Below are 23,874 nucleotides of genomic sequence, written 5' to 3' on the forward strand. Positions count from 1 at the left end.
GCAGCGACCGCTAACCCGGGTGGTGGGATTTCAGGCGCGCGATCTCCCCGCCCCAAACCGATTGCGCCCCAGCGTCGCCCACGCGGTAGATCTGGACCATCGATGAGATGGCGACTGCGAGCACCAGTATCGCGATGGTCGCCCGGACGACCACGCGGCTCTTGTCCGAGCGGCGTTCGATCACACGCATCACCACCAGCACCAGCGCCGCCGCCAGCAGTGCGGCGGCAAAGTAGGTCATCGTCTCGCCCAGGGTGGCGTGCTTCTGCAGGATGGCATCGGGTTTGGCCCTGAGGTCGTAAAGCCATTCCCCGGCGTCGACCGTGATCGGCGTCAACACCATCGTCGCGACAGCGAATAACAGTGCGAGCCACAACAGCGGGCCCCGGCGCGCCGTCGGCCAGAACACGCACACGATCTCCAACACAGCGGTCAGCGGGACCAGCACCACGACGAAGTGCAGCAGCAGGGCATGGGCCGGCAGGCCGTTGATAATGGTCATCGGGCTCCTTGGTGTGGCGGGCGGTCAGCTGGCGCTCAGCCGCCGAGCCCCTTCTTGATGGCCGCGTCCTGTTTCTGGCCCACGTCGTTGACGAAGTCCCCTGGTGCCAAGGTGTCGGGTGGCCCATCGAACTGAAGCGTGACGAACGCCCTGCCCTCGGTGAACAGCAGCAGGGTCACACCCTTGCTGCGGTCGGGGGAATTGCCAAGCAGGGTCGTTGCGCCCGTCCCGACGTTGGCGGCCTGCGTGGTCGGATTCTTGATCACGTCACCTTGAGCGCCCTTGGCCGCGTTCAACGCGTTCGTGGCGGCGCCGGGGTCGGCGAACACCTGGATGGTGTCCTTGATGACGTGGCTGCCGTCCTCGTCCTTGAACGTCGTCGCGACGCCCGGCTGGCCGTTCGGATTGCTGGTCGGCGGGGTGGCCGTGAACGGGATCGGGGCGTTGATGTCACTGGCCTTTATCAGCAGCCCGGAGTATTCGCTCGGCTGCGCTGGCGCCGACGACGCCGGCGCCGAGCTCTGCGCGCTGGACGTCGAGCTGGACGATCCCGGCTTGGACGTCGAAGGAGGCGTTGAATTCTTGCCACCGCATCCGGCTACCGCAACCGCCAGCGCCGTCGTCGCCGCGATACCCGCGGCCACCGTCCGTGAAGTCCTCATCGTTCGAGCTCCCTTCCCAGGCCACCTTCGGCGCCACAGTCGAGTTCGTTCCCGAATCGCACAGTACATTGCGGCGTGGCGCGGTCGTGGCGCCGAAGGCCCCTGGCGGGCGATGAGGCGTTGTTACTCCAATTGGTCGCGCAGGCAGCGCAGGGTGCCGGCCAGGATGCGGGAAACCTGCATCTGTGACACCCCGATGCGCTCGGCGATCTGGCTCTGCGTCATCGATTCGAAGAACCGCATGCGCAAGACCTCGCGTTCGCGTTCGGGGAGGCCGCCAACCAGGACGCGCAGCGCCTCCCGGTTGGTGATGTGCTCGATCTGCGGATCGATACCGCCCACCGCGTCGGCGACCAGTCGGGGCGTGCCCGAACTGTCGGTGCCCACCGGGGCATCCAGAGAATCCAGGCGGTAGGCGTCGCCCGCGACGAGGCATTCGACGATTTCCTCGCGGGGAACCTCCAGCACCTGTGCCAGCTCGCCCGCGTTGGGCGCCCGCCCCAGCTTCTGCGCCAGGTCGCCGGTCGTCCTGCTGATCTGGACGTGCAATTCGCGCAACCGCCGTGGAACACGCATGCCCCAGCTGTAATCGCGGAAGTACCTTCGGACCTCACCCATCATGGTGGGCACCGCGAACCCGATGAAGCTGGGCCCCTTGGCGGGATCGAACCGGTTGACGGCGTTCATCAACCCCAGGCGCGCCACCTGAACGAGGTCATCGATGCCTTCGCCGCGGCGGGCGAAGTGGCTGGCCACATGGTCGGCCAAGGGCAGGCACCGGGCCACGATGCGTTCGCGCTGGCGCCTGTACTCATGCGACTCGGCGGGCATCTGCCGCAGCTCGACGAACATTTCGACCACATCGTCGTAGGAATCATCGGCTTTCTTGTCGCGGCACTCGGCCGGGCGGGGGGTCGTTATTACGTCGGTCATAGGCCCACGCGCCCAATGTTGGCGCGGTTGAGCCGGAAAGCTTTGGTGCCTCGAGATTTTTGCATCGCTGACTCACTCCTCTGAGTCGTGTGCAGCAAGGCGTGCGCCTACGCGCGGAATCGCCTTACAGCACCAACATCCGCAGGACCGGTCGGTTAGGCAACGCGTACGGGATACCGACGGGAGACGACTCGGGTGCATTTCGCCGGAGCCATATCGAGCTCGGTAGCCGTGCGGCTGACTGGCCGCTTTGAGCTAAACGGCGACACGTCCAGAACGGACTTCGGTTTTGACTATACGCCCCTTCGCTCCGCCCCGCGACGCTTGGTGCCACCGGGGCTGAAACGTGTCGGCAAGCGTTCTCATCGCATGACGAGGACCCGCCCAGCAAACCGAAGGCAGCCGAGAACGCGTGCGTGACCAGGCAACTTGGCCGAACTGTCCGATTAGCGCAAACACGCCGGATCCGACCGACCTCAGCGGTCGGCGGAGGTTCTCATTTCCGCTCCCGCTGGGTACTGTTCGCCTAGTGTTTGTGACCCCATTCGCGCAACGCGCCGTCGACCCGCGCCGAGAGCCCGTCGCGCACAACGTGTTTCAGCGCCGATGGCGGTGAACGAAGCAGAGGGCCTGCTGGACGGCCGCGGGGTGGTGGTGGCCGGGGGAAGTCGCGGGATCGGGCGTGCGGTCGCCGAGCTGCTCGGTGCCCTGGGCGCCGGCGTCGTGGTCAATGGGCGCGACGCGGACGCCGTCGAGGAGACCGTCGCGGCCATCACGGCGTCGGGCGGGCGCGCCACCGCGGTGGTCGGACCCGCGAACGAGGAGCGCGTCGCCGGGGCGCTGGTCGACGACTGTGTCCGCGCATACGGGCGGCTGGACGCCCTGATCAACTGCGCCGGCATCGCCGAGCCGCCCGGCTCCTCGATCTTGACCATTTCACCGGAGGATTTCGACCGCCTGATCAGCGCTCACCTCGGCTCGGCGTTCCACACGTGCCGCGCGGCCGCCCGCGTGATGGCCGCGCAGGGGCATGGCGCGCTCGTCACGACGAGCTCGGTCGCTTTTCTGGGCGACTACGGCGGCACCGGCTATCCCGCGGGCAAGGGGGCGGTGAACGCGATGACCATGGCCATCGCCGCCGAACTGAAACCGCACGGCGTGCGGGCCAACGTGGTGTGCCCCGGGGCCAGGACGAGGCTGTCCACGGGCGCCGAATACGAACGACACATCGAGGACCTGCACCGCCGCGGCTTGCTGGACGAAACGACCATGCGGGCCTCTCTGGACAGCGCCCCGCCCGCCTTCGTGGCCCCGCTCTACGCCTACCTGGTGAGCGATCTCGCCCAGGCCGTTACGGGCCAGATCTTCGTTGCCGCAGGAGGATTCGTCGGCAGCTTCGACCGGCCGACACCGCGACTACTGGGCTACCGCGATCACCATGAGGCCGAACCCTGGTCGGTCGACGAATTGCACGCGATGATCGGGGCCGGGCAAGTCGCGCGCTGAGCCGCCCAGCAGCAAAGCGATCCCGCCGCCGCGCGGGCGGGCCGGCACGAGCCCGGGCCGACGTCCGAACACCACCGTCATTTCGCCGGCGGTCCACCGGAAAGTCGCACGTTGGGGGTGTGCGTCGCGGTCGCGCGGCATACGCTGTCCTGCGAACCGCAGGAGGGTGTTTTGACGATGCAACCGAACCCGCTCGACCCAGTTGCCAGCGAACGGCTGTCGCACGCAGGCAAGGTGTTCACATCCGATCTGTCCATCAACGAATTCGCGCTGCTGCATGGCGCCGGGTTCGAGCCGATCGAACTCGTGATGGGCGTCTCGGTCTACCACGTCGGCTATCAGTTCACCGGGATCCGGCAACAATCCGAGTTGCCCGTGCTGACCGACGCCACCTATCGGGCGCGCTGGAACGCGATGTCGCGGATGCAGGCCGAGGCCGATTCGCTGGGCGCGGACGGCGTGGTCGGCGTCCGGCTCGAATGGCGTCATCAGGGCGAGGGCGAGCATCTGGAGTTCATCGCGGTCGGCACCGCGGTGCGCTACACGGAGAAACCGGGCGTCTACCGGCGCCCGAACGGGCAGGCGTTCACCAGCCACCTGTCGGGGCAGGACCTGACGACCCTGCTGCGCTCGGGATTCGCCCCGGTGGCGTTCGTCATGGGCAACTGCGTGTTTCACATTGCCGTGCAAGGGTTCCTGCGCACGCTCAGCCAGGTGGGCCGCAACGCCGAGATGCCGCAGTGGACGCAGGGGAGTTACCAGGCTCGCGAGCTGGCCATGTCCCGCATGCAAAGTGAGGCCGAGCGCGACGGTGCAACCGGCGTCGTCGGTGTGCATTTCGCCATCTCGAATTACGCGTGGGGCCACCACACCGTCGAGTTCTACGTGGCCGGAACCGCGGTGCGTCGCGGAGGCGACCCGCAAACGCTGACGCCGTCGTTCGTCCTGCCCATGAGCGATTGATGACGAGCCTCGACCACGAGCGGGTCGGTCATGCCATCGGGACGACGCTGGCCGGTCCCGGGGGAGTCGGGCTGGTGCTCAGGGTCTTCTGCGGGGTTCCGGGGGTGATCCTGATCCCGGCGCGGCGCGGCTTCTTCCGGTCGCAGCCCGAGCGGGTGCAGATCGGCGACTGGCGTTACGAAGTCACCCCGGACGGCCGCTTGAGCGCCGCCCATGTGGTGAACGGCATCGTCTTGGCCGAGGACGTGCTCGCCGCCGGCGCGGTCGGACCGCACATCGCTCGCGCGCTCGGACAGCTGGTGAGCAGTTACGGTCCGACGATCATGCCCAACATCGACGCGGCGCTCGAGGTCCTCGAGGCCGGGGCCGGACCACGCTGAGGTCGAATCACCCTGCGGCAACAGGGTTTCGGGTGGGCCAAGCGGTCACTGGGTCGGCGTTTGGTCGATGCCCACCACCCACCGGCTGAACCGCCAGCGGCCGTCCTGCTTGACCGCGGTGAAGTCGTAACAGCCGGTCAGATCGGGACGGGGCGGTCCACCGTCGGAGATGGCGAAGACCTGAACGTAGCAGTGCCCGGTGGCTTCGTCGGCGCCCTGGCTGGAGAACCAGAACGAGTTCAGCGCGTGGCGGCGTTGATTGTGCTCGGCCTTAAACGCCGCCTTCCTGGCCGCGAGCAGGCTCATCACTGTGTCGATGTCCGCGGACAGTGGCTGGCCCTCGTGCAGCAGGACCAGCTCCGGGGACTCAGTGAACAAGGCGCGAAAGTCGTCGAGCCGGTCGTGGTCATAGCTGTAGGCGTAGGCGCCGAACAAGTTGATGGTGGCCAGCCGATCGGCGACATCGAAGGCCGCGCTTCCGACGCCCTCGATCGGATGTCCGTCAGCGGCCACCGTGGCCTCCCGCGCGCAGCTCTATATGCGACCGGCGGCGAAATCGGCCGCCTGATCCACCATGCCAGCTTCGACGTACTGCCGATGGGCAAGGGGGTTGGTGGCGTCCGAGCAGATGGGATCGCCGGGCACGCACAACTCGATGGTCTTGCCCGCATACGGTGGGCCGATCGTCACCGGCGGCTCGTTGATGATGCTCATGAACTGGCTCGACGGCTTGCCGAACAGGGCGACCGCCGCCACGTGGTTGGAGACCTCGGGCGGCATCGGCTGCAGCGCCTGCACCAGGTGCACGCCGTCGGGCACGGCGCTTTCGGTGACGAAGCCGATCACGGCCGCGCCCTGGGAATAGCCACCCAGCACCATCTTGGTTCTGGGGCACGAAACCGCCATGTGTTCGACGTGCGCGCCCGCATCGCTGATGCCGTCCACGGCCCTCGGGAAGTCCGTCGTCGCCGGGTAGTCGACCGGATAGACGCCCAGGGACCTACCGCCGACGTGCGAGCGCAGGGTGTCGACGAAGCTCTGGCCGATCCGGCCGACGCCGGGGGGCTCGTTGGTACCCCGGGCGAACACCACCTCGACATCGGGGCACGGGTCGCCGGCAGCCAGGGGAGCGGCCGGAAGCGCCCAAAAGGGCGCCAGCACAGCACCAATCATGCCGAGGGTATGCGCCTTCACAGCGCGATCTTGTCACAGGCCGGCGAAGCTCGCGCGTTATGCGGCGGCGGTCCGGGCCGGCTACCGCGGCGGGTCGGCCCCGGGCGCGTGGGATCGCCGGTGCACCAACGAACCGGCGGAGCGCAGCACGCCGCGAAACGCGTAGGCGGCGGTCACGATGGTCAGCAGGATCAGCAGGACGAACATCGGCAGCCAGTTGCCCCTGCTGTGGTCGACGTCCCACCAGATGATGGTGAACAGCACCGCGCACACCAAAAGCACCAGGTCGCGCCAGTTGCCCCGGTAGGACAACGCCGCCTTACGCAGGGCCCGGCCCCGGTCGGCGGTCTCGATCAGGTCGTCGATTCTCGCGTCGATGGTGCGCTGCAGTTCGGCGCGCCGCGCGGCGGCCTCCGGCGGCAGCCGCTCCAGCAAGTCCATGTCCTGCGCGATCAGGCCCCGATAGTCCGGGCCGCGGAACTGGCCGGCGGCGACCGCCAGCATCGCCCCACCGAAAACGGGCGCACTATTGAGCGCGATCTGTCCGAGGCCCGTCATGCCCGCTCCTTGAGGTTGTCGTCAACCGAACTTGTCGCCGATTGTCACGATGCCTGGTAGGGGCGCCGTCGCGTGCGCGGCGGCTCGGGGCCTTGCAGCGCGTCCATCGCGCGGACCAGCTGGGGATAGGCGATCGCCGGTCCCAGCCAGCGGGTGAGGTAACGGCGCAGATCGGTGCCGCTGCGCGGCGGGCGCCCCGGGTCGGCGAGGAACGAGTGCAGCACCCGCAGGCTGAATTCGTTTAACTCGTCGAGGCCGGCGTCGTCGAAACCGTAACTCTCCCAATCGATGTCGTACCGGTGCAGCATCGACCGCCCGAACGCCAGGGCCGTGTCGGAGATGATCGAAACCTGCTGGCCGCCCCGGTGACGCTGACTGAGCACGAATTCGACCTGGTTGTCCGAGGCCAGCTCTTCGATGGCGAATGCCATCCCTTCGGTGATGGCCACGACGGGGTCGGTGACGCCCTCGAGGTGGGCGGCCATCCGATCCAGGAATCCGTCGGCCGACCGCATGGCCGACGCCACCAACAGCGCCTGCGTGCCGGGGAAGTAGCGGTAGACGGTCTGTCGGGTCACCCCGAGCGCCCGCGCCACGTCGGCGATCCGCATCGCCGAGCCGCGTTCGTCGATGATCCGGTCGGCGGCGTCGAGGATGCGCTCGATCGCCTCTTCGTCGGAGGCGGGCGTGTTTCCTGACCAACCGTGACTGCGCATCTATTCCGCGGCAAACCCGTAGTCGGTGATCCCCACAGGCGGATCATAGCGGGCTGGAGGCGGGGCATCGTTGCTGGTTAACCCGGCCGGACACTTTCGCCGTTATGTATGATCACTGCGAATCGTGGGGGTGCCGCGCGGCAGGAAGGCCGGACTTTGCACTACGACACCGTGATCACGGGTGGCCGCTGGTTCGATGGGACGGGCGCGCCGTCGGCGCGCAGAAACATCGGTGTGCGCGACGGCAGGGTCGCCACCATCACCCCGGAGCCGCTCGACACGACGGGCGCCGAGGTGATCAACGCGACGGGCCGGTGGGTGATTCCCGGCATCATCGACATTCACACGCACTACGACGTCGAAATACTCTGTGAGCCGGAGCTTTCCGAGTCGCTGCGGCACGGCGTGACAACTGTGATGCTGGGATCGTGTTCGCTGTCCACGGTCTATCTCGACAACGTCGACGCGGGTGACATCTTCGGCCGGGTGGAAGCGATCCCGCGGCGCTATGTCATCGAGCACCTCGACGCGGCGCGGTCGTGGACCAATCCGGCCGAGTATGTCGCCGAACTCGACCGCCGCAACCTGGGACCCAACGTGGCCGCATTCATGGGGCACTCCGACATGCGTGCCGCGACGATGGGCCTGGACCGGGCGACCCGTAAGGATGTCCGTCCGTCCGCGGCGGAGCTGGCCCGGATGGAGTCGATGCTGAACGAGGCGCTCGACGAGGGATTCGTGGGAATGTCCTCGCAGCAACTCCTGTTTGACAAGCTCGACGGCGACGTCTGCCGGTCGCGCACGCTGCCGTCGACCTACGCCAAGCCCCGCGAACTGCGCCGGCTGAACGCGATCTTGCGGCGGCGCAACAAGATCCTGCAGTCGGGGCCGGACATCAAGAATCCACTGTCGGTCGTGTCGCAGTTGGTGACGTCGCTGGGAGTCGGCCGTCCCCGGTTGAAGACCAGCCTGCTCTCGGCGGCCGACATCAAGGCCATACCGCCGGTGATCCACCTGATGGACCGGCTCGCCCGAGTGGTGAACGCCCTCGGCGGCGACTTCCGCTGGCAGCATCTGCCGGTGCCGTTCGAGGTCTATGCCGACGGGATCTCGTTGGTGGTGTTCGAGGAGTTCGGCGCGGGCGCCGCGGCGCTGCACCTGCAGGACGAGATCGAGCGGAATGCGCTCATGCGCGATGAGGACTACCGCCGCCGGTTCCGCGAGGACTACGACCAGAAGTTCGGGCCCCGGGTGTGGCACCGCGACTTCTTCGACGCCGAGATCGTGGCCTGCCCTGACCAGACGGTGGTGGGCAAGTCCTTCGGGCAAGTGGGGCTGGACCGCGGCGGCCTGCATCCGGTCGACGCGTTTCTGGACTTGGTGGTGGAGCACGGCGAAAAGCTGCGCTGGCGCACCACGATCTCCAATCATCGCCCCGAGGTGCTCAAGAAGCTGGCGCGAAGCGAAACCGTGCAGATGGGCTTTTCCGACGCCGGAGCGCACCTGCGCAACATGGCCTTCTACAACTCCGGCCTGCGCCTGCTGCGGCACGTGCACGAGGCGGAAAAGCGCGGCAGCCCCTTCATGTCCGTCGAGCGTGCCGTGCACCGGCTCACCGGCGAACTCGGTTCCTGGTACGGAATCGACGCCGGCACCCTGCGCGAAGGTGATCGCGCCGACCTGGTGGTGATCGACCCGGCCAAGCTCGACGCTTCGCTGGATCGTTACGCCGAGCATCCCGTGCAGTCCTACGGCGGGTTGTCGCGCATGGTCAACCGCAACGACGAGACCGTCAGCGCCGTGCTGGTGGCGGGACGGTTCGCGTTCGGTGCGGGCCGGCCCGCACCGGCGCTGGGCAAGCAGAAGTTCGGCCGGTTCCTGCGTGCCGGTCAGCAGGCCAGGAGCCTGACGCCGGCGTGACTCGCCGCCGCCTAACCCTTTGCGGCACTGCGGGTTAGGCGACGGACGCGCCCAGGATCAGGTTGACGGCCTCATCCAGTTGGCCCTCGATCTCGTCGAAGCTGACGAACCGGGCGGTCATCAGGGCGCCGGAGAAGGTGATCTGCAGCGTGGACTTCACCGCGCGCGGCCAGCCGGGACCCAGCGCGGCCCCGATCCGCGCCGACACCTCCTGCCCGATCTGCTCCCGGATCGGCTGCACCGCCGGGTCATCGGCCATCAGGGCGGCGCCGCAGGCGGCGGTCAGCTCGGGCTCGTCGGCGACCACCACGGCCATGTCTCGCAGCGTCGCGCTGACCCGCGTCTTGGTCGTCTGGTTGACGTCGGTATGCAGCGGCAGCTCGCGCAGGAAGCGCAGGTATACGGCCGCCACCAGCGCGCTTTTCGACGGAAAGTAGGTGTAGGCGCTGGCCGGCGACACCCCGGCGCGGGTCGCCACCGAGCGCATCGTCAGATTGGCGTACGACGATTCGCGCAGCTCCTCCAGCCCGGCGTCGAGGACCTTGCGGATCGTCTGGCCCGGCCTGCGGTCCGACCGGCGCGCCGCATCTTTAGACACCCGTCCAGTGTAGGAAGACGGTGTCCCCGTGGGGCGGGGCGACCTGCCGGCCGCGGGCGGCGTTTCGCGGACAGTTGTCCGGATCGATCTAGAGTGGCGGATATGGCCGAGGCGGACCGGCGGCGCTGGGACGAGCGGTACGCGACGACGGCGCCGCCGGCGGTACAGGCGGTGGGGCCCCCCGACTTCTTGGCGCCCTACGCGGAACTCCTTCCCGGTGCGGGCAGGGCGCTCGATCTCGCGTGCGGGCCGGGGCAGGCGGCGGTGTGGCTCGCGACGCGCGGACTTGCGGTGGAAGGGGTGGACGTCTCACCCGTGGCGATCGCCCATGCCCGCGACCTGGCCCACCGCGCCGGGGTCGGCGACCGGTGCCGGTTCGAGGTCTTCGACCTCGACGGCGGGCTGCCCGCCGGGCCGCCCGTCGACGTCATCCTCTGCCACCGATTCCGGGACCGTCGCCTCGATCGTGCGATCGTCGAGCGGCTGGCCCCCGGCGGGTTGCTGGCGATCGCCGTGCTGAGCGAGGTCGGCGGTTCCCCTGGGCCGTTTCGCGCGGTCGCCGGTGAGCTGCCCGCGGCGTTCGGCGGCCTCGAGGTGGTCGCCGCCGACGAGGGCGCCGGTTGCGCCTGGCTGCTGGCGCGCGCGGCGAAGTCCGCTGAGTGACAAGACCTTTCACCGCCGGTGACAAACCGCGCGACGCACTGGAGATTCAGCTGGGCGAATCGGCTTCCGGCCCGGCGGTGTCGGGTAGTGTCACGCGCATGGAGCGGCGCGTCCTGGAAGCGGTGATCTACGAGCGCGAGCCGCCGATTGCGCGGATCATCCTGAACCGGGTCGACAAGGCCAACACCAAGGACGCGGTCCTGGTCACCGAAGTCGACGACTGCCTGCACGAAGCCGACCGCGACAAGGAGATCAAGGTCGTCATCCTCAAGGCGAACGGCAAAGGATTCTGCGGGGGACACGTCGCCCGCTGGGGCCCCGACGAAAATCCGTATCCGGACTTCGGTGAGACCTTCGAGGACCTGTACAAGGGCACCGCCGACCTGTTCCTGTGGCCGACGCTCTACCTGTGGGAATTCCCGAAGCCCACCATTTCCGCGATTCACGGCTACTGCATGGGCGGGGGGATCTACCTCGGCCTGCTGACCGACTTCTGCGTCGCATCCGAGGACGCGTACTTCCAGATGCCGCTCGCCCAAAGCCTCGGCGAGCCCGGTGGCCACACCATGATCGAGCCGTGGTTGCTGATGAACTGGCATCGCACCATGGACTGGCTCCTGCTGGCCCCGACGCTGTCCGCCCAACAAGCCCTCGATTGGGGCCTGCTCAACAAGGTGGTGCCGCGCGAAGAGCTCGACGACACCGTCGAGGAGATGGCGCGCAGGATCGGCCAGATCCCGTTGACCACGCTGATGGCGGTGAAGAACAACGTGAAGCGCGCGTGGGAATTGATGGGGATGCGGGTGCACCTGCAGGTCAGTCACATCCTGACGAACATGGTGGGTGCCGCCACCGACGTGCAGGCCCGGCGGGCCGAGCTGAAGCAGTCGGGCATGAAGCCGCGCGAGTTCGTCGGCCATGAGGAGCCGGAGGCTCCGTCCTAGCGGGCGCGGCTTCTCTCGCCGGCGACCCTCCGACCCGCGGCATGGCGGGCGGCGACATAACCGAAAACCATGGTGTAGGCGATGCTTCCGCCGGCGCCCAGATAATTGCGGCCCATCACCGTCGCCGTGATGTTGCCCGTCGCGTAGAGCCCGTCGATCACGCAGTCGTCCTCGTCGAGCACCTGCGCGTGCTCGTTGGTGATCACGCCGCCGCACGTCCCGACATCCGCCGGAACGACCTTGGTGGCGTAGTACGGCGCCCGCTCGAGCGGGCCGAGCGCGGCGTTGGGGCGGTACCCGGGATCGCCCAGGCAGTCGTTGTAAGCCGACTGGCCGCGCCCGAAGTCCGGGTCGAGGCCCTTGGCCGCAAACCCGTTGAACCGCTTGATCGTCTGCTCCAGCGCGTCGGGCGGGACGCCCATCTGGCGCGCGAGGTCGCCGACGGTCTCGCCGCGCACGACCGCGCCCCGGGTGATGAGTTCCTCTGGGAGGCGGCGCTTCTTGAACGGGTTGGCCCCCGAAACGTATCGGCCGATGTAGCCCTCGTCGAAGACCATCCAGCACGGCACGGCCTTGTTCGCATACATCGCCTTGCCGACTTCGACGTACGAGTTGGACTCGTTGCAGAACCGCCGGCCCGTTCCGTCGACGTAGATGGCGCCGGGTCGCTGCCGGCCGCTGCCCAGCGCCCGTGCGGCGTCACCACCGTCGGCGATGAAAACCGATGGCAGCCACCAGGCCTCGTCCATCAGGTCGGTCTTGGCGCCCAGCCCGATCGCGGACTGCAACACCTCGCCGGTGTCGCCCGCGTTCGCGATCGACCAGTGTCCCTCGTTGGGCTGGTCCCCGCTGTAGCGGCGGCGCATGTCCGCGTTGCGGCTGAAGCCGCCCGCGGCGAGTAGCACACCCTTGCGGGCCTCGACGTTCAGCACGGTGCCGTTGCGAGAGACGCGCGCGCCGACGACGCGGCCATCCTCGACGATCAGCTCTGAGATCGCGGCGCCGGTCCAGATCGGCGGCTCACCGCGCAGGTCGATCAGGGCTTTGAGCATCTGCCCGATGAGGGACGCGCCGTTGGTGAGCATGTCGCGGCCCCGGAGTCTGGCCGCCCTGGTCCGCGCGAACACCCGCACGGCCACGGCGAAGGCGCGCGGCGACCGGTTGAAGTACTGCACCGAACGCAACTCGTTGGTCTTGAGGACGAATCCGCCATAGCTCTTGGCCATCGAGGGTTGGACCTTGTCGCTCCAGCTGCCCAGCGCGGCCGCATCGTATGGGACGCACTCGATGGCGCGGCCGGCTTCGTTGCCGCCCTTGTGGTTCGGGTAGTAGTCGCTCCAGCCCGGGCACCGCACGAACCGGACGCCCTTGCGGGTCAGGAAGTTGATCATTTCGTAGCCCGCGGTGAGGAACATCTCGCGCCGTGCCGGTGATGAGGCCGGGCCGATGTCGCCGACCACGTCGTCGAAGTAGGCCAGACCGTCCTCGTGCGAGTCCGGGATGCCGTCGGCGCGCATCAGCGGGTTGTTGGGCAGCCAGACCATGCCACCGGAAAGTCCGGTGGATCCGCCTATCAGGGGCTGCTTTTCGATCACCAGCGGTTCGATGCCGCTGTCCAGCGCCGCCAGCGCCGCGACCATGCCGCCCCCGCCGCTGCCCGCGATGAGCAGATCGACCGAGCGGTCCCACCGGGGGGTCATCGTGCCCCCGCGTCGAAACCCAAGTCGGCGACGGGGACGTCGATGGTGGTGTTGGTCTTCTGGATGGCGGGCACCAGGGCGTCGTGCGGCAGGCCGGCGAGGAAGCCGTCTATCACGCGTTCGAAGTTCGAGATCAAGCCCTCGATTCGGCTGGACAGGCGCATGTACTCGAAACCCTTGGAGTGCAAGCCTTTCTGCTGCCTGGGCAGGTTCGAGAAATCCTGGGCCGGTATGGGTGGCCAGCGTGGGTCGTCGGGTGCCATGGGTACGGGTGGGGTCGGCTTGGCGGTGCTCTGCTCCGGCGGGATGCGGGTGAGTGACCAGATCTCGAAGAGCGTCTCCTCCGGACCCAGCGGCCGGATCCGGTATGAGGAGGCGCTGCTGTACTGGGGCAGCAGGAAGTAATGGGGGAAGGCGAAATTGATCGCCTCGTCGATTCCGCGCCGCTGCAACTCGTTGAGGTCGGGGATGTCGCAGCCGCGGGCTCGATGCCAGTGCACGATGGCGTCGTTGAGCGCGCTGCGCCACACGGCCATCGCCTCGGCCGGATCGGCCGGCAGCTCCATGTCCTGCATGCCCTCGGCGATGCGGACGTCGTTCTCGTGTGTCATGCCGGCCATGCCCTCACCCAGGGTGCGCATGAAATACAGGTTGGTCTGGGCCAATCCGGGTGGTGTGGTGGCGTCGGGCCGCTTCGGCATGCTGGACGGCAGCAGTTGCGGGTGGGTCTGTGGGACGTGATAGCCCTCCATGAACGCGGCGGTCGCCAGTTTCCAGTTCACCGGCAGCCGGCACGACTGCCACCACTCGACGCGCAGCGACTCGACTTTCCATGCGTCGTAGATGGATGCGAACGGCTCGAAGCAGTCACGGAACGGCGGGGCATCGTCGTCGAGGTTGATCCACGCGCATCCGCCCCAGACATCGCACCGGACCGAGACCAGGCGAAGGTCCTCCGGGTCCAGGTTGTGATCGTCGAACTCTTCAGGCCTCAGCACGAACGTGTTGCGCCCGTCGATGCCCCAGCACCAGCCGTGGAAGGGGCACACGAAGGTGCGCCGGTTTCCGTTGCCCTCCACCAGCTTTACCCCGCGGTGGCGGCAGGCGTTGTGGTAAGCACGGACGTTTTCGGTGTCCAGGCGGACCACGATGATCGACTCGTCGAGGATCTCGTACTCGACGTAGTCGCCGGGCTTGGGAATCTCTTCCAGGCGACAGGCCATCTGCCACACGCGCGGCCACAGCATTTCGGCTTCCAGCGCGTAGAACTCCGGGTCGTAGTAGCGCTGCTTGGGGATGCGATCGACCGCCTGAACCGCCCACGGCACCGGGAGCGGGGTCCAGTTCAGTTGACCGTTATGGGTGCTTTGGGTGGTGACCATTTTCATCCCCTCATAGGATCCGCGATGCCCGCCCCTGCCAGTAACGCTCGCGGATGCGTCTCTTGTAAAGCTTTCCGTTCGGATCCCGCGGCAACTCTTCAACGAATTCGACGGTGCGCGGGCACTTGTAGCCGGCGGCGTGCGCCCGGCAGTATTCGATCAGCTCGGCCTCGAGGTCGGGCCCCGGCGGGACGCCGTCGACCGGCTGGACGACGGCCTTGACCTCCTCGCCGAACTCGTCGTTGGGGACCCCGAAGACGGCGGCGTCGACGAGCTTGGGGTGCATGATCAGCAGGTTCTCGATTTCCTGCGGGTAGATGTTGACCCCGCCGGAGACGATCATGAACGTGGACCGATCGGTGAGGTAGAGATACCCGTCGTCGTCGACATAGCCCATGTCCCCAAGCGTGCGCCAGCCCCGGTCATTCGACACCGACGCGGTCTTGGCGGGGTCCTTGAAGTACTCGAAATCGGGCCCGCCCTCGAAGAACAGCTCGCCGGCCTGCCCGGCGGGGAGCTCGACGCCGTCGTCACCGATGACGTGGACCGGGGACATGGGTTTGCCCACCGAGCCGGGGTGGGCGAGCCACTCTTCCGGGCCGACCGTCGTGCCCGCGAAACCTTCGGTACCACCGTAGTATTCGTGGATGATCGGTCCGAACCACTTCATCATGTGGTGCTTGACGTCGACCGGGCAGGGCGCGGCCGCGTGGATGACACACTGCAGGCTGGAGACGTCGTAGCGCTCCCGAACCGCCTTGGGCAACTTGAGCATCCGCACGAACATGGTGGGAACGAACTGGGCGTGCGTGACCCGGTGGGCCTCGATGAGGGCCAGGACGGGCTCGGCGTCGAACTTGCGCATCAGGATCGCCGCCGCCCCGACGCGGTTGACCGCCATGGTGTAGTTGACTCCCGCGGCGTGATACAGCGGTGCGGGGGAGAGGTATACGCTCGACCGGCTCATCCCGTATTTGTGGGTGAGCGCCAGCTCCAGCACCGCCTGCGCCCATGAGCCGTTGCCGTCGGTCGGCAGGGGCCGCCGGACGGCCTTGGGCCGGCCGGTGGTGCCCGACGAATACAGCATCTCCGACCCGTCCGACGCCGGCGGCGCGGCACCGGCGTTCGCCAGCGCGTCCTCGTAGGCGTCCCAGCCGGGCAGGTCGCCGCCCACCACGAGGTGGACGGTGACGGCCGGGTTGGCCGCGCGGACGTGCGCGGCCAGATCGGGCATCGTGGCGTCCACGAACACGGCCCTGGCGTCGGAGTCGTCGATGACGTAGGCGACTTCGTCGGGCGTGAAGTGGGTGTTGACCGCGGTGTAGTACAGGCCGGAAAGCTGGCAGCCCCAAGTGATTTCGAGGAATTCGGGGCGGTTCGGCAGGACCAGGGCCACGCCGTCGCCCTTGCGCAGCCCGGCGTCATGCAGCGCGGCGGCGACGCGTTGGCTGCGGGCATACAACTCGGCGTGCGAGATCGTGCCACCGTCAGCGACGATCAGGGCCGGCGCCCGTCCGGCCCTGGTGGCGTGGTCGGCGATGTTCACCGGCGAGCCCCGCGAAAGGTCAAGTGGCCGTGGCGCCGTCAGTTTGGGCGGCCGCCGCCGCCTGCCGCCGGGCGTGCTCGGACGGCAGCACCTTGTCCTTGAACACCGTCTGGATCAGCTGCTGCACGTCCTTGCTGATGGAGGCCAGCGCGACGAGATCATTGGAGCTCTGCCAGTGCACCCGCATGCCCATCAGCTCCCAGGCCCGCTTGAGGTTCGCCTTGGTCAGCATCAGCGTCGTCAACGGCGCCTGGGCAATGTGGCGGGCAATGGCCTCGACACGGTCGTCCAGCTGATCACGCGGGACGACCTCGTTGACCAGGCCGACCTCCAGCGCCTTCTTGGCGTCGATCACCTCGGCCGTGAACAGGTAGTAGGCCGCCCGACGCCAGTTCATGAACACCCAGGGCTCGATCGAACATTCACCCGAGGGCATGCCGAATCCCTGCAGCGGCGGGTAGGAGAAGTAGGCATCCTCGGAGGCGATGACGATGTCAGTGGTCAGGCCCATATGGGTGCCGCCGCCGACACAATAGCCGTGCACCTGCGCGATCGTGGGCTTGGAGAACTCCCACAGATTGAGGGTCGGCTTGACGAACAGGTCGCCCTGCGCCTTCCACGGGTGACCGGTCACCATGGCGTTCTCCACGAACGACGGGTAGTCGACGGCGTTGTTGCCGATGGCGTGTCCCGAGCAGAAGCCCTTGCCGTTGGCCTTGAGCACGAGCACCTTGATGTCGTAGTCGCGGTCCGCGTCCAGCAGGGCCGCGTCGACCTCTTCGGCCAGCTTCTGGTCCTGGGCGTTCGCCTTCTCCGGCCAGTTCAGCGTGACGCGGGCGATGGGCCCCTCTTTCTGATAGATGATTCTCTCGCGAGTCTCGTTGAGATCCATACGTGCTCACCTTTCCGGAGAAGTGATGACGCCGATTTCGGCGCCGATGTCATAGGTGGTCCCGACCTGCCCCGTCCACTGCACGGTGCCCGACGCTCCCGCTTCGATTTCCTGCTCCACCTTCTCGGTGGCGATCACGTAGATCGGAGTGCCCGCTTCCACGTGCTGCCCGGCGTCGACGAGCAGGCCGGTCAGCTCGGCCTCCGACACGGCCACCGAAACTCGCGGAATGCGAATGATGAAGTCAGCCATGCACCCTCGCCCCCGCGCCGGTCTTCCCGAGGGTCCGCTGCGCGGCGGCGACGATCCGCTCCGGGGAGGGGTACACCTGCGCCTCGAGCGCCGCCGCGGCCGGGTTGGGGACGAATCGTGCGGCCACCCGTTCGACGGGCGCGGCCAGCTCGGAGAACAACTCCGAGTGCAGGATCGCCGCGATCTCGGCCCCAGGGCCGGCGAATTGGACCGCGTCATGGATGATCACGGCTCGGCGGGTGCGGCGTACCGAGTCGACGAGGGTCTCGACGTCGAGTGGCACCAGGGTGCGTAGATCGACGACCTCGGCGCTCACCCCCTGTTCGTGCAGGGCGGCCGCGGCGGTCAGGGCGTCGTGCACGCAGCGTCCGTAGCCGATCAGCGTCACGTCGGTGCCGGACCGCTTGATGTCCGCCTGGCCCAACGGGATTGAGAAACCGGGGTCTTTGGGCACGGGACCCTTCTTGCCCTGCAACCGGATCGTTTCGACGAACAGGCACGGATCGGGGTCGAAGATCGCCGCCGTCAGGAGGCCCTTGCCGTCCCGCGGCGTGGAGGGGACGACCACCTTCATGCCCGGGATGTGCATGAACCACGCCTCCAGGCTTTGCGAATGCGTGGCACCGGTGGCCAGCCCGGCGTAGACCTGGGTGCGAATGGTGATCGGCGCCGTCGTGCGCCCGGCGGTCATGAACCGCAGCTTGGCCGCGTTGTTGATCAGCTGATCGGCGGCGATGCCGATGAAGTCCATGATCATGATCTCGGCGACCGGCAGCATGCCGTCGATGGCGGCGCCGATCGCGGCTCCCACGATCGCCGCCTCCGAGATCGGGGTGTCCAGGACGCGCTCGTGGCCGTACTTCGTCGAGAGCCCCGCGGTCGGACCGGACGCGCCGGGATCGGCGATGTCCTCACCGAGCAGGAACACCCTGTCGTCGGCCGCGAGGGCCTGGTCCAGCGCGAGGTTGAGCGCCTCGCGCATGGTCAGCTCTTCTTCGTCCATGTTCACACCGGGAACCCGATCGCCGTCGCGTACACGTCGGAGTCCAGCTCGCCGATCGACGGAGAGTCCGCACGCATCACGGTTTCCAGCGCCGCCTCCACCGTGGCCAGCGCCTGGGCATCGATGCGGTCGAGCTCGTTTTGATCGCAGACGCCCGCCTCGGCGAGGTGGCTACGGAATCGGGGGACCGGGTCCGCGTCCATCGCGGCGGCCAATTGTTCCTTCGGGATGTAGGGCATTCTGTCGCCGAAGTAATGGCCGCGGAACCGAAACGTCACGCACTCGATGAAGGTGGGCCCTTCGCCGGCGCGGGCCCGCCGCAACGCGTCCTCGAGCGCCGAGGTGACCGCCAGCGGGTCATTTCCGTCGACGCGCACTCCCGGCATGCCGTAGCCCGCCGCCCGGTCGGCGACGTGTGCGAGCTTCATGGTGTCGACGGTCGGCGTCATCTCGGCGTACAGGTTGTTCTGACAGACGAAGACCACCGGCAGGTCCCACAGCGCGGCCATGTTCGCCGCCTCGTGGAAGGACCCCGTGTTGGTGGCTCCGTCCCCGAAGCTGACCACCGTGACGCGGTCTGAGCCTCTGCGTTTGGCGGCCATCGCCAGCCCCACCGCCACCGGCGGCCCGGCCCCGACGATGCCGGTCGAAAGCATCACGCCCACTTCCGGTTTGGCGATGTGCATGGTGCCGCCCTTGCCGCGGCTCGCGCCGACGGTGCGGCCCATCATCTCGCCGTAGATCTCCTGAAGCGGGACACCCTTGCCGATCAGGTCGTGCAGGCCGCGGTAGGTGGTCACCAACTGGTCGTCGGGGCGCAGCGCGACGCCCATCGCGGCGGCGATGGCCTCCTGCCCGCGCGAGGGCCAGTACACGCACATGAACTCGCCGGTGCCGATGCCCTGGGACAACCGATCGTCGGCGGCCTTCATGAGCACCATCAGCTCGTACAGGCGGCGCTCGAGGCCCGGTGTCCCGTCGCTCATGCGATCACGCACCGGACCACGGCTTGACCTTGAGGAAGCCGCCACCGTCGACGCGGAGTTGCTGGCCGGTGATGTACCGCGCCGCGTCGGAGGCCAGGAACAACACCGCCTCGCTGATGTCCTCGGGTTCGACGTAGGGGATCGGCATCGCCTGCACGAGCGGGAAAACCGGTTCGGCGTCCTCGCGGGCCGGGTCTTTCAGGTCGGGGCGGAACGCGCGGTACATCGGCGGGCTGTGCAGCATGTCGGTGTTGACGTTGGTGGGGTGCACCGCATTCATCCGGATCGAGAACCGGGCGAGCGCCAAGGCGAAATCGTTGACGTAGTGCGCCGCAGCAAGTTTCGCGAACGCATACCCGGCCCCGCCGGGTCCACCGTCGATGCCCGTCGTGTTCATCGACGACATGAACGCGGCGTTGGAACCGATCACGATGATCGAGGCGCCCGCGTGCAGGTGCTTGAGGCTCGCGTGCACCAGATTCAGCACGCCGACCAGGTCCACGTCCACGGCGTCGGCGAAGGCCTGCGGCGGCAGGCCCGCGGTCAGCGGGCAGATGCCCGCGTTGGCGACGACGACGTCGAGATGCCCGAATTCCGCGACGCCCTGATCGATCGCCGCGGACAGGGCGGCGCGATCGCGGACGTCGGCGACGGCGGTGAACGCGCGCTGCCCCTCCTTCTCCACCAGCCGGGCCGTCTCGTCCAGGTCCTCGGGCCGGGCCAGGGGGTATTCGTTGGTCTCGATGTCGGCGCACAGGTCCACCGCGATGATGTCCGCGCCTTCCGCGGCCAGCATCCGCGCATGCGAACGGCCTTGACCGCGCGCGGCGCCACTGATCACGGCCACCTTGCCCGCTACCCTGCCCATCGCCCGTCCTTCGTCCATGTGGCTATGTCGTGACCCTCGTTGGGGCCCAATATGTTTCGTGCGAACCGCCGCCGGCGAGGGCGGAGGTCAATCGGCCGACCGTCCGGCCGCCCGGGGCATGGCGCGCGTTCATCGTGGCGGGCCTCGGGATCGGGCCGACGGTCAAATCCATCGCATCTCTTCCACGAAAACTGCGCTGACCTGCGGCGGGTCTACCGCTACGCCCTAGACTAGCTAGAATATCTAAAATAGCAAGGAATGGCGGTCGACCGAGGGAGTTGGCAATGTCTGGCGTGCGCGGGGGTGTGCTCCAAGGGGTGCGGGTCATCGAGTTGGCGTCGTGGACCTACGTGCCGTCGGCCGGTGCGGCACTGTCGGACTGGGGCGCCGACGTGATCAAGGTCGAAGGCGTCGCCTCCGGCGACCCGGGGCGCGCGCTCGTCGTCGGCGGGTTCACCCGGCAGGCGGCCCGCCCGGACGCCGACTTCATCCTCGAGTTGGGCAATCGCGGTAAGCGCAGCATCGCCATCGACGTCAAATCCGAGACCGGCCGCGAGCTGTTCGGCCGCCTGTTGGCGAGTGCGGATGTCTTCCTTACCAATTGGTTGCCCGGTGCGCTCGAGCGGGCCCGGCTGACCGTGGACGACATCCGCTCGTTCAACCCGCAGATCATCATCGCGCGCGGAACCGGGCTGGGGGTGCGGGGCCCGGACGCCGATCGCGGCGGGTTCGACGCGGCCACCTACCTCGCGCGCGGCGGCGTCGCCTACACGCTCACGCCGTTCGGCAGCGACACGCCGGCGGTCCAGGGTCCGGGATTCGGCGACCTCCAGGGCGGGGCGACGCTGGCCGGCGGCGTCTGCGCCGCGCTGTTCCACCGCGAGCGCACCGGTGAGCCGACGATCGTCGACTCGTCGCTGCTGGCCCAGGCGATGTGGGCGATCGCGCCGTCCATCTCGGCGGCCGATTTCTTCGACATCGACGGAATCCCCGGCGCGCCGCCCGGCTTGGCCATCAACCCGCTCGTCAACCGGTACAAGACCCGGGACGGCAGGTGGATCCAGTTGGTGTTCTTGCAACCGGACAAGTTCTGGGTGGGGTTCTGCGAACGCATGGGGCTGGGGGAGCTGGCGACCGATGAACGATTCGTGCCGTCGAGCAACCTGATCGCCAACGCCGCGGCGGCCACCGAGATCCTGGCCGACGCGTTCGCCCGCCACGACCTCGCCCATTGGCAGAAGGCGCTCGAGGACGAGCCCGGCGTGTGGGGCGCCCTGGCGACGCCGCGGGAGACCCTCAACGATCCGCAAGTCGAACCGAACGGATACGTGGTGACCAACGTCGACGACCATGGCGAGAAGTACCGGATCGTCGCGGCGCCCGTCCAGTTCGACGAGACGCCGCCGGCACCGGCGCGCGCTCCCGAGCACGGGCAGCACACCGAGGAGATCCTCCTCGAGCTTGGCGTCGATTGGGACGACATCGCCAAAGGCAAGGACCTCGGGGCGGTGTTGTAAGCCCGGCCGCCAGTCGACGAAAGGCGCTATTCGTGGGGACCAAAGTCATCGCGTGCCGATAACCCGGTGACCTGAGGCGGCCGCAGTCGTACGTTCTGTGCAAAGGAGCACGGACATGACTGCATTCATGCGCGCCAGCGACGCGTTCACCTGGGCAATGGAAAGCGACCCGCGGCTGCGGTCGACCGTGGTCAGCGTCATACTTTTGGACCGGTCGCCGGATTGGGACGAAGTCCGGCAGCGATTCGACTTGATCAGCCGCAAACTGCCCATGTTCAGGCAGCGCGTGGTGCAGTCACCCCCGCCGGCGCCGCCGCGGTGGGAGCACTACCGCGACTTCGAACTGGACTATCACCTGCGGCGAGCGACCATTCCCGGGCGCGGGACGCTCGACGACGTCCTCGCGATGGCGCGCGTGGCCGAGATGCAGGACTTCGACCGGGCCCGTGCCCTGTGGGAAACGACGTTCATCGACGGTCTGGCCAACGGTGGAGCGGCCGTGATCTGCAAGTTCCACCACGCGCTCACCGACGGTGTCGGGGGAGTCCAGATCGCGATGCACCTGTTCGACCTCTCCGAGGACCTGACGCGCGTCGAACCCCTGCCGCCCGAGCCGCAGGTGGCGGAGGCGGGGCTGCTGGGCGGATACCGCGACGCCGCGCGCTACGACACCGGCTTGCTCGGCAGCGCCTTGTCGGGGGCGGCCACCCGCGTCCCGCGGTTGATGTACGACGGCGTTCGGCGGCCCGTCGACACCATCCGATCCGCGGCGACCACCGCCGCGTCGGTCTATAGAACCGTCCGGCCGATAAACCGCACCGGGTCATCGTTGGCAACGGAACGGGGCCTGATCCGGCGCCTCGGGGTGCATCAGGTGCCGATGCGGCCGCTGCGGGAGGCGGCGCACCGCTGCGGTGGGGCGTTGAACGACGCTTTCGTCGCGGGGGTGGCGGGCGGGCTGCGGCTCTACCACGAGAAGCATGGCGTCCCGGTCGGCGATTTGCACATCTCGATGCCGATCAGCCTGCGGACCAAAGACGACGGCATGGGTGGGAACCGGATCACGCTGATGCGCTTCGACGTGCCCGTCGGCGAGCCCGATCCGGCGAAGCGCATCCAGGCGATCCGCCAGCGAACGGCGGCGGTACGCAACGAAAGATCGTTGCCCTACACGCAATTGATCGCCGGAATGCTCAACCTGGCGCCCCGCTGGTACATCGGCTCGGTGCTGCGCCATGTGGATTTCGTGGCCAGCGACGTGCCCGGCGTCCCGGTGCCGGTCTTCCTCGGTGGCGCCGCGGTGCGCGCCCAGTACGCATTCGGCCCCACCATCGGCTCGGCGGTCAACGTCACTCTGCTCACCTATGTCGACACCTGCGGGCTCGGCTTGAACGTCGACACCACCGCAATTCCGGACTACGACGTCTTCCACGACGCGATCGTCGGAGGCTTCGACGAATTGCTTTCATTGGCAACCTGATTCGCGGTAACGGCGATTTGGGCGCCAACCGAAAATCACCCGGAGTGGTTGATTAGCAGCCGATCCCGAAACGGTCACGGGGCGATATCAATCCCGGCCGCGCTCTGGCACAACGCGATTAATCGACAAATCATGGCACAGGGGCGCCTTTGGGGTTTGCGGCCGCGACGACGCGTAGCGCAGGAATTCCTCGTCCGCCGGGTGGCGGATTCGTGACGGCGCCGCAGGAGGTATCCACAAAATGACGGCGAACTGGGTCCCTGCCCAGACTTCGTGTGGCCCGAATTCCAGTCGCATCCTCGACACGGCGCGCGGCATACTCATCGGCCTGCGCCGGTGCCCGTCCGAAGCCGCGCTGGACGAGCTGCACAGCGCGGCGCTGCGGCACAAGGTGCCGGTATTCGCGATGGCGTGGGCGCTGGTGCACCTGGCCGGCGATGGCGAGAAGACGCCCAGCTTCACCGACGCGCAATCCGCGGCTCGGCATGAATGGGGGCGCTTGTTCTCCTCCGCCGCAGTGACCTGTTGAGCGGGCATCGAGACGTTGGGGCGGCCGAGCTTTCGAGGGGTAACCCGGCCGTCCCCAACCACGACGAGGCAAAAGCGCGCGCGGAGGGTGGCGCTTTTGGGCTTCGGTTACGGTGGCCGACCCGTGGGCGGGGAGCCCGGCGGCCTCGGCGGAATCGCGTGATCACCCAACCCGCGCCCGGAATCGACTACGGGATCAACC

25 protein-coding genes are annotated in these 23,874 nt (G+C 67.9%); 9 read left to right on the plus strand and 16 right to left on the minus strand.

From position 1 onward, the window contains the following. Positions 1-10: 10 nt before the first annotated feature. From A5681_RS16175 to A5681_RS16185, 3 genes are all read right to left on the minus strand, one after another. Positions 11-502 carry a DUF2231 domain-containing protein gene (locus tag A5681_RS16175; RefSeq protein WP_067276727.1) on the minus strand — a complete coding sequence of 164 codons (492 nt, stop codon included), beginning with the start codon at positions 500-502 and terminating at the stop codon, positions 11-13. Between the two features lie 35 nt (positions 503-537). After that, the gene (locus A5681_RS16180; protein WP_067276729.1) at positions 538-1,164 is read right to left on the minus strand and encodes a hypothetical protein; all 627 of its coding nucleotides are present in this window, start codon (positions 1,162-1,164) and stop codon (positions 538-540) included. Positions 1,165-1,287: 123 nt separating this feature from the next. Then, positions 1,288-2,097, minus strand: a complete 810-nt coding sequence (locus tag A5681_RS16185; RefSeq protein ID WP_067276734.1) for a SigB/SigF/SigG family RNA polymerase sigma factor — start codon at positions 2,095-2,097, stop codon at positions 1,288-1,290. A 606-nt stretch (positions 2,098-2,703) separates the two neighbouring features. Here A5681_RS16185 and A5681_RS16190 point away from each other — a divergent pair. The 3 genes from A5681_RS16190 to A5681_RS16200 all read left to right on the plus strand — a co-directional run bounded on the left by A5681_RS16190 (position 2,704) and on the right by A5681_RS16200 (position 4,946). Next, on the plus strand, positions 2,704-3,603 hold the full coding sequence (locus A5681_RS16190) for an SDR family NAD(P)-dependent oxidoreductase (RefSeq protein ID WP_067276738.1): 900 nt from the start codon (positions 2,704-2,706) through the stop codon (positions 3,601-3,603). Positions 3,604-3,780: 177 nt separating this feature from the next. Next, complete coding sequence (locus A5681_RS16195) at positions 3,781-4,566, plus strand: heavy metal-binding domain-containing protein (RefSeq protein WP_067276898.1); 786 nt, start codon at positions 3,781-3,783, stop codon at positions 4,564-4,566. Beyond that, positions 4,566-4,946: a DUF5073 family protein gene (locus A5681_RS16200; protein ID WP_067276742.1), complete on the plus strand. Its 381-nt coding sequence runs from the start codon at positions 4,566-4,568 to the stop codon at positions 4,944-4,946. Before A5681_RS16195 ends, A5681_RS16200 begins: the two co-directional genes overlap by 1 nt. A gap of 45 nt (positions 4,947-4,991) precedes the next feature. Here A5681_RS16200 and A5681_RS16205 read toward each other — a convergent pair whose 3' ends face one another. The 4 genes from A5681_RS16205 to A5681_RS16220 all read right to left on the minus strand — a co-directional run bounded on the left by A5681_RS16205 (position 4,992) and on the right by A5681_RS16220 (position 7,393). Next, the gene (locus A5681_RS16205; protein WP_067276745.1) at positions 4,992-5,459 is read right to left on the minus strand and encodes a nuclear transport factor 2 family protein; all 468 of its coding nucleotides are present in this window, start codon (positions 5,457-5,459) and stop codon (positions 4,992-4,994) included. 21 nt (positions 5,460-5,480) lie between these two features. Further along, positions 5,481-6,119 carry a cutinase family protein gene (locus A5681_RS16210; protein ID WP_156738009.1) on the minus strand — a complete coding sequence of 213 codons (639 nt, stop codon included), beginning with the start codon at positions 6,117-6,119 and terminating at the stop codon, positions 5,481-5,483. Positions 6,120-6,200: 81 nt separating this feature from the next. Continuing rightward, positions 6,201-6,677: a hypothetical protein gene (locus A5681_RS16215; protein WP_067276752.1), complete on the minus strand. Its 477-nt coding sequence runs from the start codon at positions 6,675-6,677 to the stop codon at positions 6,201-6,203. A 44-nt stretch (positions 6,678-6,721) separates the two neighbouring features. Further along, entirely contained in the window at positions 6,722-7,393 is a 672-nt protein-coding gene (locus A5681_RS16220) for a TetR/AcrR family transcriptional regulator (RefSeq protein WP_067276755.1), read from the minus strand. 156 nt (positions 7,394-7,549) lie between these two features. On the opposite strand from A5681_RS16220, the gene A5681_RS16225 reads away from it, so the two are divergent. Next, a complete protein-coding gene (locus A5681_RS16225) occupies positions 7,550-9,313 on the plus strand; it encodes an N-acyl-D-amino-acid deacylase family protein (RefSeq protein WP_067276759.1) in 1,764 nt (587 codons plus the stop codon). A 34-nt stretch (positions 9,314-9,347) separates the two neighbouring features. Here A5681_RS16225 and A5681_RS16230 read toward each other — a convergent pair whose 3' ends face one another. Further along, positions 9,348-9,911: a TetR/AcrR family transcriptional regulator gene (locus A5681_RS16230; protein ID WP_067276762.1), complete on the minus strand. Its 564-nt coding sequence runs from the start codon at positions 9,909-9,911 to the stop codon at positions 9,348-9,350. A 102-nt stretch (positions 9,912-10,013) separates the two neighbouring features. Between A5681_RS16230 and A5681_RS16235 the strand changes: the two genes are divergently transcribed. Continuing rightward, complete coding sequence (locus A5681_RS16235) at positions 10,014-10,574, plus strand: class I SAM-dependent methyltransferase (protein WP_067276765.1); 561 nt, start codon at positions 10,014-10,016, stop codon at positions 10,572-10,574. Between the two features lie 98 nt (positions 10,575-10,672). Continuing rightward, on the plus strand, positions 10,673-11,518 hold the full coding sequence (locus A5681_RS16240) for an enoyl-CoA hydratase-related protein (protein ID WP_067276768.1): 846 nt from the start codon (positions 10,673-10,675) through the stop codon (positions 11,516-11,518). Here A5681_RS16240 and A5681_RS16245 read toward each other — a convergent pair. The 8 genes from A5681_RS16245 to A5681_RS16280 are packed head-to-tail and all read right to left on the minus strand — an operon-like array spanning position 11,515 to position 20,147. Further along, complete coding sequence (locus A5681_RS16245) at positions 11,515-13,218, minus strand: FAD-binding protein (RefSeq protein ID WP_067276771.1); 1,704 nt, start codon at positions 13,216-13,218, stop codon at positions 11,515-11,517. The two genes, A5681_RS16240 and A5681_RS16245, sit on opposite strands and share 4 nt — an antisense overlap. Continuing rightward, the gene (locus tag A5681_RS16250; protein WP_197498619.1) at positions 13,215-14,606 is read right to left on the minus strand and encodes an aromatic ring-hydroxylating oxygenase subunit alpha; all 1,392 of its coding nucleotides are present in this window, start codon (positions 14,604-14,606) and stop codon (positions 13,215-13,217) included. Before A5681_RS16250 ends, A5681_RS16245 begins: the two co-directional genes overlap by 4 nt. A 4-nt stretch (positions 14,607-14,610) precedes the next feature. Continuing rightward, positions 14,611-16,146 (minus strand): acyl-CoA synthetase, encoded by a 1,536-nt coding sequence (locus tag A5681_RS16255; protein ID WP_067276775.1) that lies wholly within the window; start codon positions 16,144-16,146, stop codon positions 14,611-14,613. Between the two features lie 19 nt (positions 16,147-16,165). Continuing rightward, on the minus strand, positions 16,166-17,038 hold the full coding sequence (locus tag A5681_RS16260) for an enoyl-CoA hydratase-related protein (RefSeq protein ID WP_067276778.1): 873 nt from the start codon (positions 17,036-17,038) through the stop codon (positions 16,166-16,168). Between the two features lie 6 nt (positions 17,039-17,044). After that, positions 17,045-17,290: a lipoyl domain-containing protein gene (locus A5681_RS16265; RefSeq protein ID WP_067276781.1), complete on the minus strand. Its 246-nt coding sequence runs from the start codon at positions 17,288-17,290 to the stop codon at positions 17,045-17,047. Further along, positions 17,283-18,293: an alpha-ketoacid dehydrogenase subunit beta gene (locus tag A5681_RS16270; RefSeq protein ID WP_067276784.1), complete on the minus strand. Its 1,011-nt coding sequence runs from the start codon at positions 18,291-18,293 to the stop codon at positions 17,283-17,285. Before A5681_RS16270 ends, A5681_RS16265 begins: the two co-directional genes overlap by 8 nt. 2 nt (positions 18,294-18,295) lie before the next feature. Then, positions 18,296-19,279, minus strand: coding sequence for a thiamine pyrophosphate-dependent dehydrogenase E1 component subunit alpha (locus A5681_RS16275; RefSeq protein ID WP_067276904.1), 984 nt, complete (start codon positions 19,277-19,279; stop codon positions 18,296-18,298). A gap of 4 nt (positions 19,280-19,283) precedes the next feature. Continuing rightward, on the minus strand, positions 19,284-20,147 hold the full coding sequence (locus A5681_RS16280; protein WP_067276908.1) for a mycofactocin-coupled SDR family oxidoreductase: 864 nt from the start codon (positions 20,145-20,147) through the stop codon (positions 19,284-19,286). 284 nt (positions 20,148-20,431) lie between these two features. Here A5681_RS16280 and A5681_RS16285 point away from each other — a divergent pair, with 284 nt between their 5' ends. From A5681_RS16285 to A5681_RS16295, 3 genes are all read left to right on the plus strand, one after another. Continuing rightward, complete coding sequence (locus A5681_RS16285) at positions 20,432-21,664, plus strand: CaiB/BaiF CoA transferase family protein (protein ID WP_067276788.1); 1,233 nt, start codon at positions 20,432-20,434, stop codon at positions 21,662-21,664. A 115-nt stretch (positions 21,665-21,779) separates the two neighbouring features. Further along, positions 21,780-23,144 (plus strand): wax ester/triacylglycerol synthase domain-containing protein, encoded by a 1,365-nt coding sequence (locus A5681_RS16290; RefSeq protein ID WP_067276791.1) that lies wholly within the window; start codon positions 21,780-21,782, stop codon positions 23,142-23,144. A gap of 241 nt (positions 23,145-23,385) precedes the next feature. Then, positions 23,386-23,673, plus strand: a complete 288-nt coding sequence (locus tag A5681_RS16295; RefSeq protein ID WP_067276795.1) for an ANTAR domain-containing protein — start codon at positions 23,386-23,388, stop codon at positions 23,671-23,673. Positions 23,674-23,874 lie beyond the last annotated feature (201 nt).

It is taken from the genome of Mycobacterium scrofulaceum (assembly GCF_001667885.1).
Taxonomy (GTDB): domain Bacteria; phylum Actinomycetota; class Actinomycetes; order Mycobacteriales; family Mycobacteriaceae; genus Mycobacterium; species Mycobacterium scrofulaceum_C.

Excerpts from the sequence above, each read along its gene's own strand:
- A5681_RS16175 (WP_067276727.1), bottom strand. The coding sequence starts at position 502 with ATGACCATTATCAACGGCCTGCCGGCCCATGCCCTGCTGCTGCACTTC.
- A5681_RS16180 (WP_067276729.1), bottom strand. The coding sequence starts at position 1,164 with ATGAGGACTTCACGGACGGTGGCCGCGGGTATCGCGGCGACGACGGCG.
- A5681_RS16185 (WP_067276734.1), bottom strand. The coding sequence starts at position 2,097 with ATGACCGACGTAATAACGACCCCCCGCCCGGCCGAGTGCCGCGACAAG.
- A5681_RS16190 (WP_067276738.1), top strand. The coding sequence starts at position 2,704 with ATGGCGGTGAACGAAGCAGAGGGCCTGCTGGACGGCCGCGGGGTGGTG.
- A5681_RS16195 (WP_067276898.1), top strand. The coding sequence starts at position 3,781 with ATGCAACCGAACCCGCTCGACCCAGTTGCCAGCGAACGGCTGTCGCAC.
- A5681_RS16200 (WP_067276742.1), top strand. The coding sequence starts at position 4,566 with ATGACGAGCCTCGACCACGAGCGGGTCGGTCATGCCATCGGGACGACG.
- A5681_RS16210 (WP_156738009.1), bottom strand. The coding sequence starts at position 6,119 with ATGATTGGTGCTGTGCTGGCGCCCTTTTGGGCGCTTCCGGCCGCTCCC.
- A5681_RS16215 (WP_067276752.1), bottom strand. The coding sequence starts at position 6,677 with ATGACGGGCCTCGGACAGATCGCGCTCAATAGTGCGCCCGTTTTCGGT.
- A5681_RS16220 (WP_067276755.1), bottom strand. The coding sequence starts at position 7,393 with ATGCGCAGTCACGGTTGGTCAGGAAACACGCCCGCCTCCGACGAAGAG.
- A5681_RS16235 (WP_067276765.1), top strand. The coding sequence starts at position 10,014 with ATGGCCGAGGCGGACCGGCGGCGCTGGGACGAGCGGTACGCGACGACG.
- A5681_RS16240 (WP_067276768.1), top strand. The coding sequence starts at position 10,673 with ATGGAGCGGCGCGTCCTGGAAGCGGTGATCTACGAGCGCGAGCCGCCG.
- A5681_RS16245 (WP_067276771.1), bottom strand. The coding sequence starts at position 13,218 with ATGACCCCCCGGTGGGACCGCTCGGTCGATCTGCTCATCGCGGGCAGC.
- A5681_RS16250 (WP_197498619.1), bottom strand. The coding sequence starts at position 14,606 with ATGAAAATGGTCACCACCCAAAGCACCCATAACGGTCAACTGAACTGG.
- A5681_RS16260 (WP_067276778.1), bottom strand. The coding sequence starts at position 17,038 with ATGGATCTCAACGAGACTCGCGAGAGAATCATCTATCAGAAAGAGGGG.
- A5681_RS16265 (WP_067276781.1), bottom strand. The coding sequence starts at position 17,290 with ATGGCTGACTTCATCATTCGCATTCCGCGAGTTTCGGTGGCCGTGTCG.
- A5681_RS16270 (WP_067276784.1), bottom strand. The coding sequence starts at position 18,293 with ATGGACGAAGAAGAGCTGACCATGCGCGAGGCGCTCAACCTCGCGCTG.
- A5681_RS16275 (WP_067276904.1), bottom strand. The coding sequence starts at position 19,279 with ATGAGCGACGGGACACCGGGCCTCGAGCGCCGCCTGTACGAGCTGATG.
- A5681_RS16280 (WP_067276908.1), bottom strand. The coding sequence starts at position 20,147 with ATGGGCAGGGTAGCGGGCAAGGTGGCCGTGATCAGTGGCGCCGCGCGC.
- A5681_RS16285 (WP_067276788.1), top strand. The coding sequence starts at position 20,432 with ATGTCTGGCGTGCGCGGGGGTGTGCTCCAAGGGGTGCGGGTCATCGAG.
- A5681_RS16290 (WP_067276791.1), top strand. The coding sequence starts at position 21,780 with ATGACTGCATTCATGCGCGCCAGCGACGCGTTCACCTGGGCAATGGAA.
- A5681_RS16295 (WP_067276795.1), top strand. The coding sequence starts at position 23,386 with ATGACGGCGAACTGGGTCCCTGCCCAGACTTCGTGTGGCCCGAATTCC.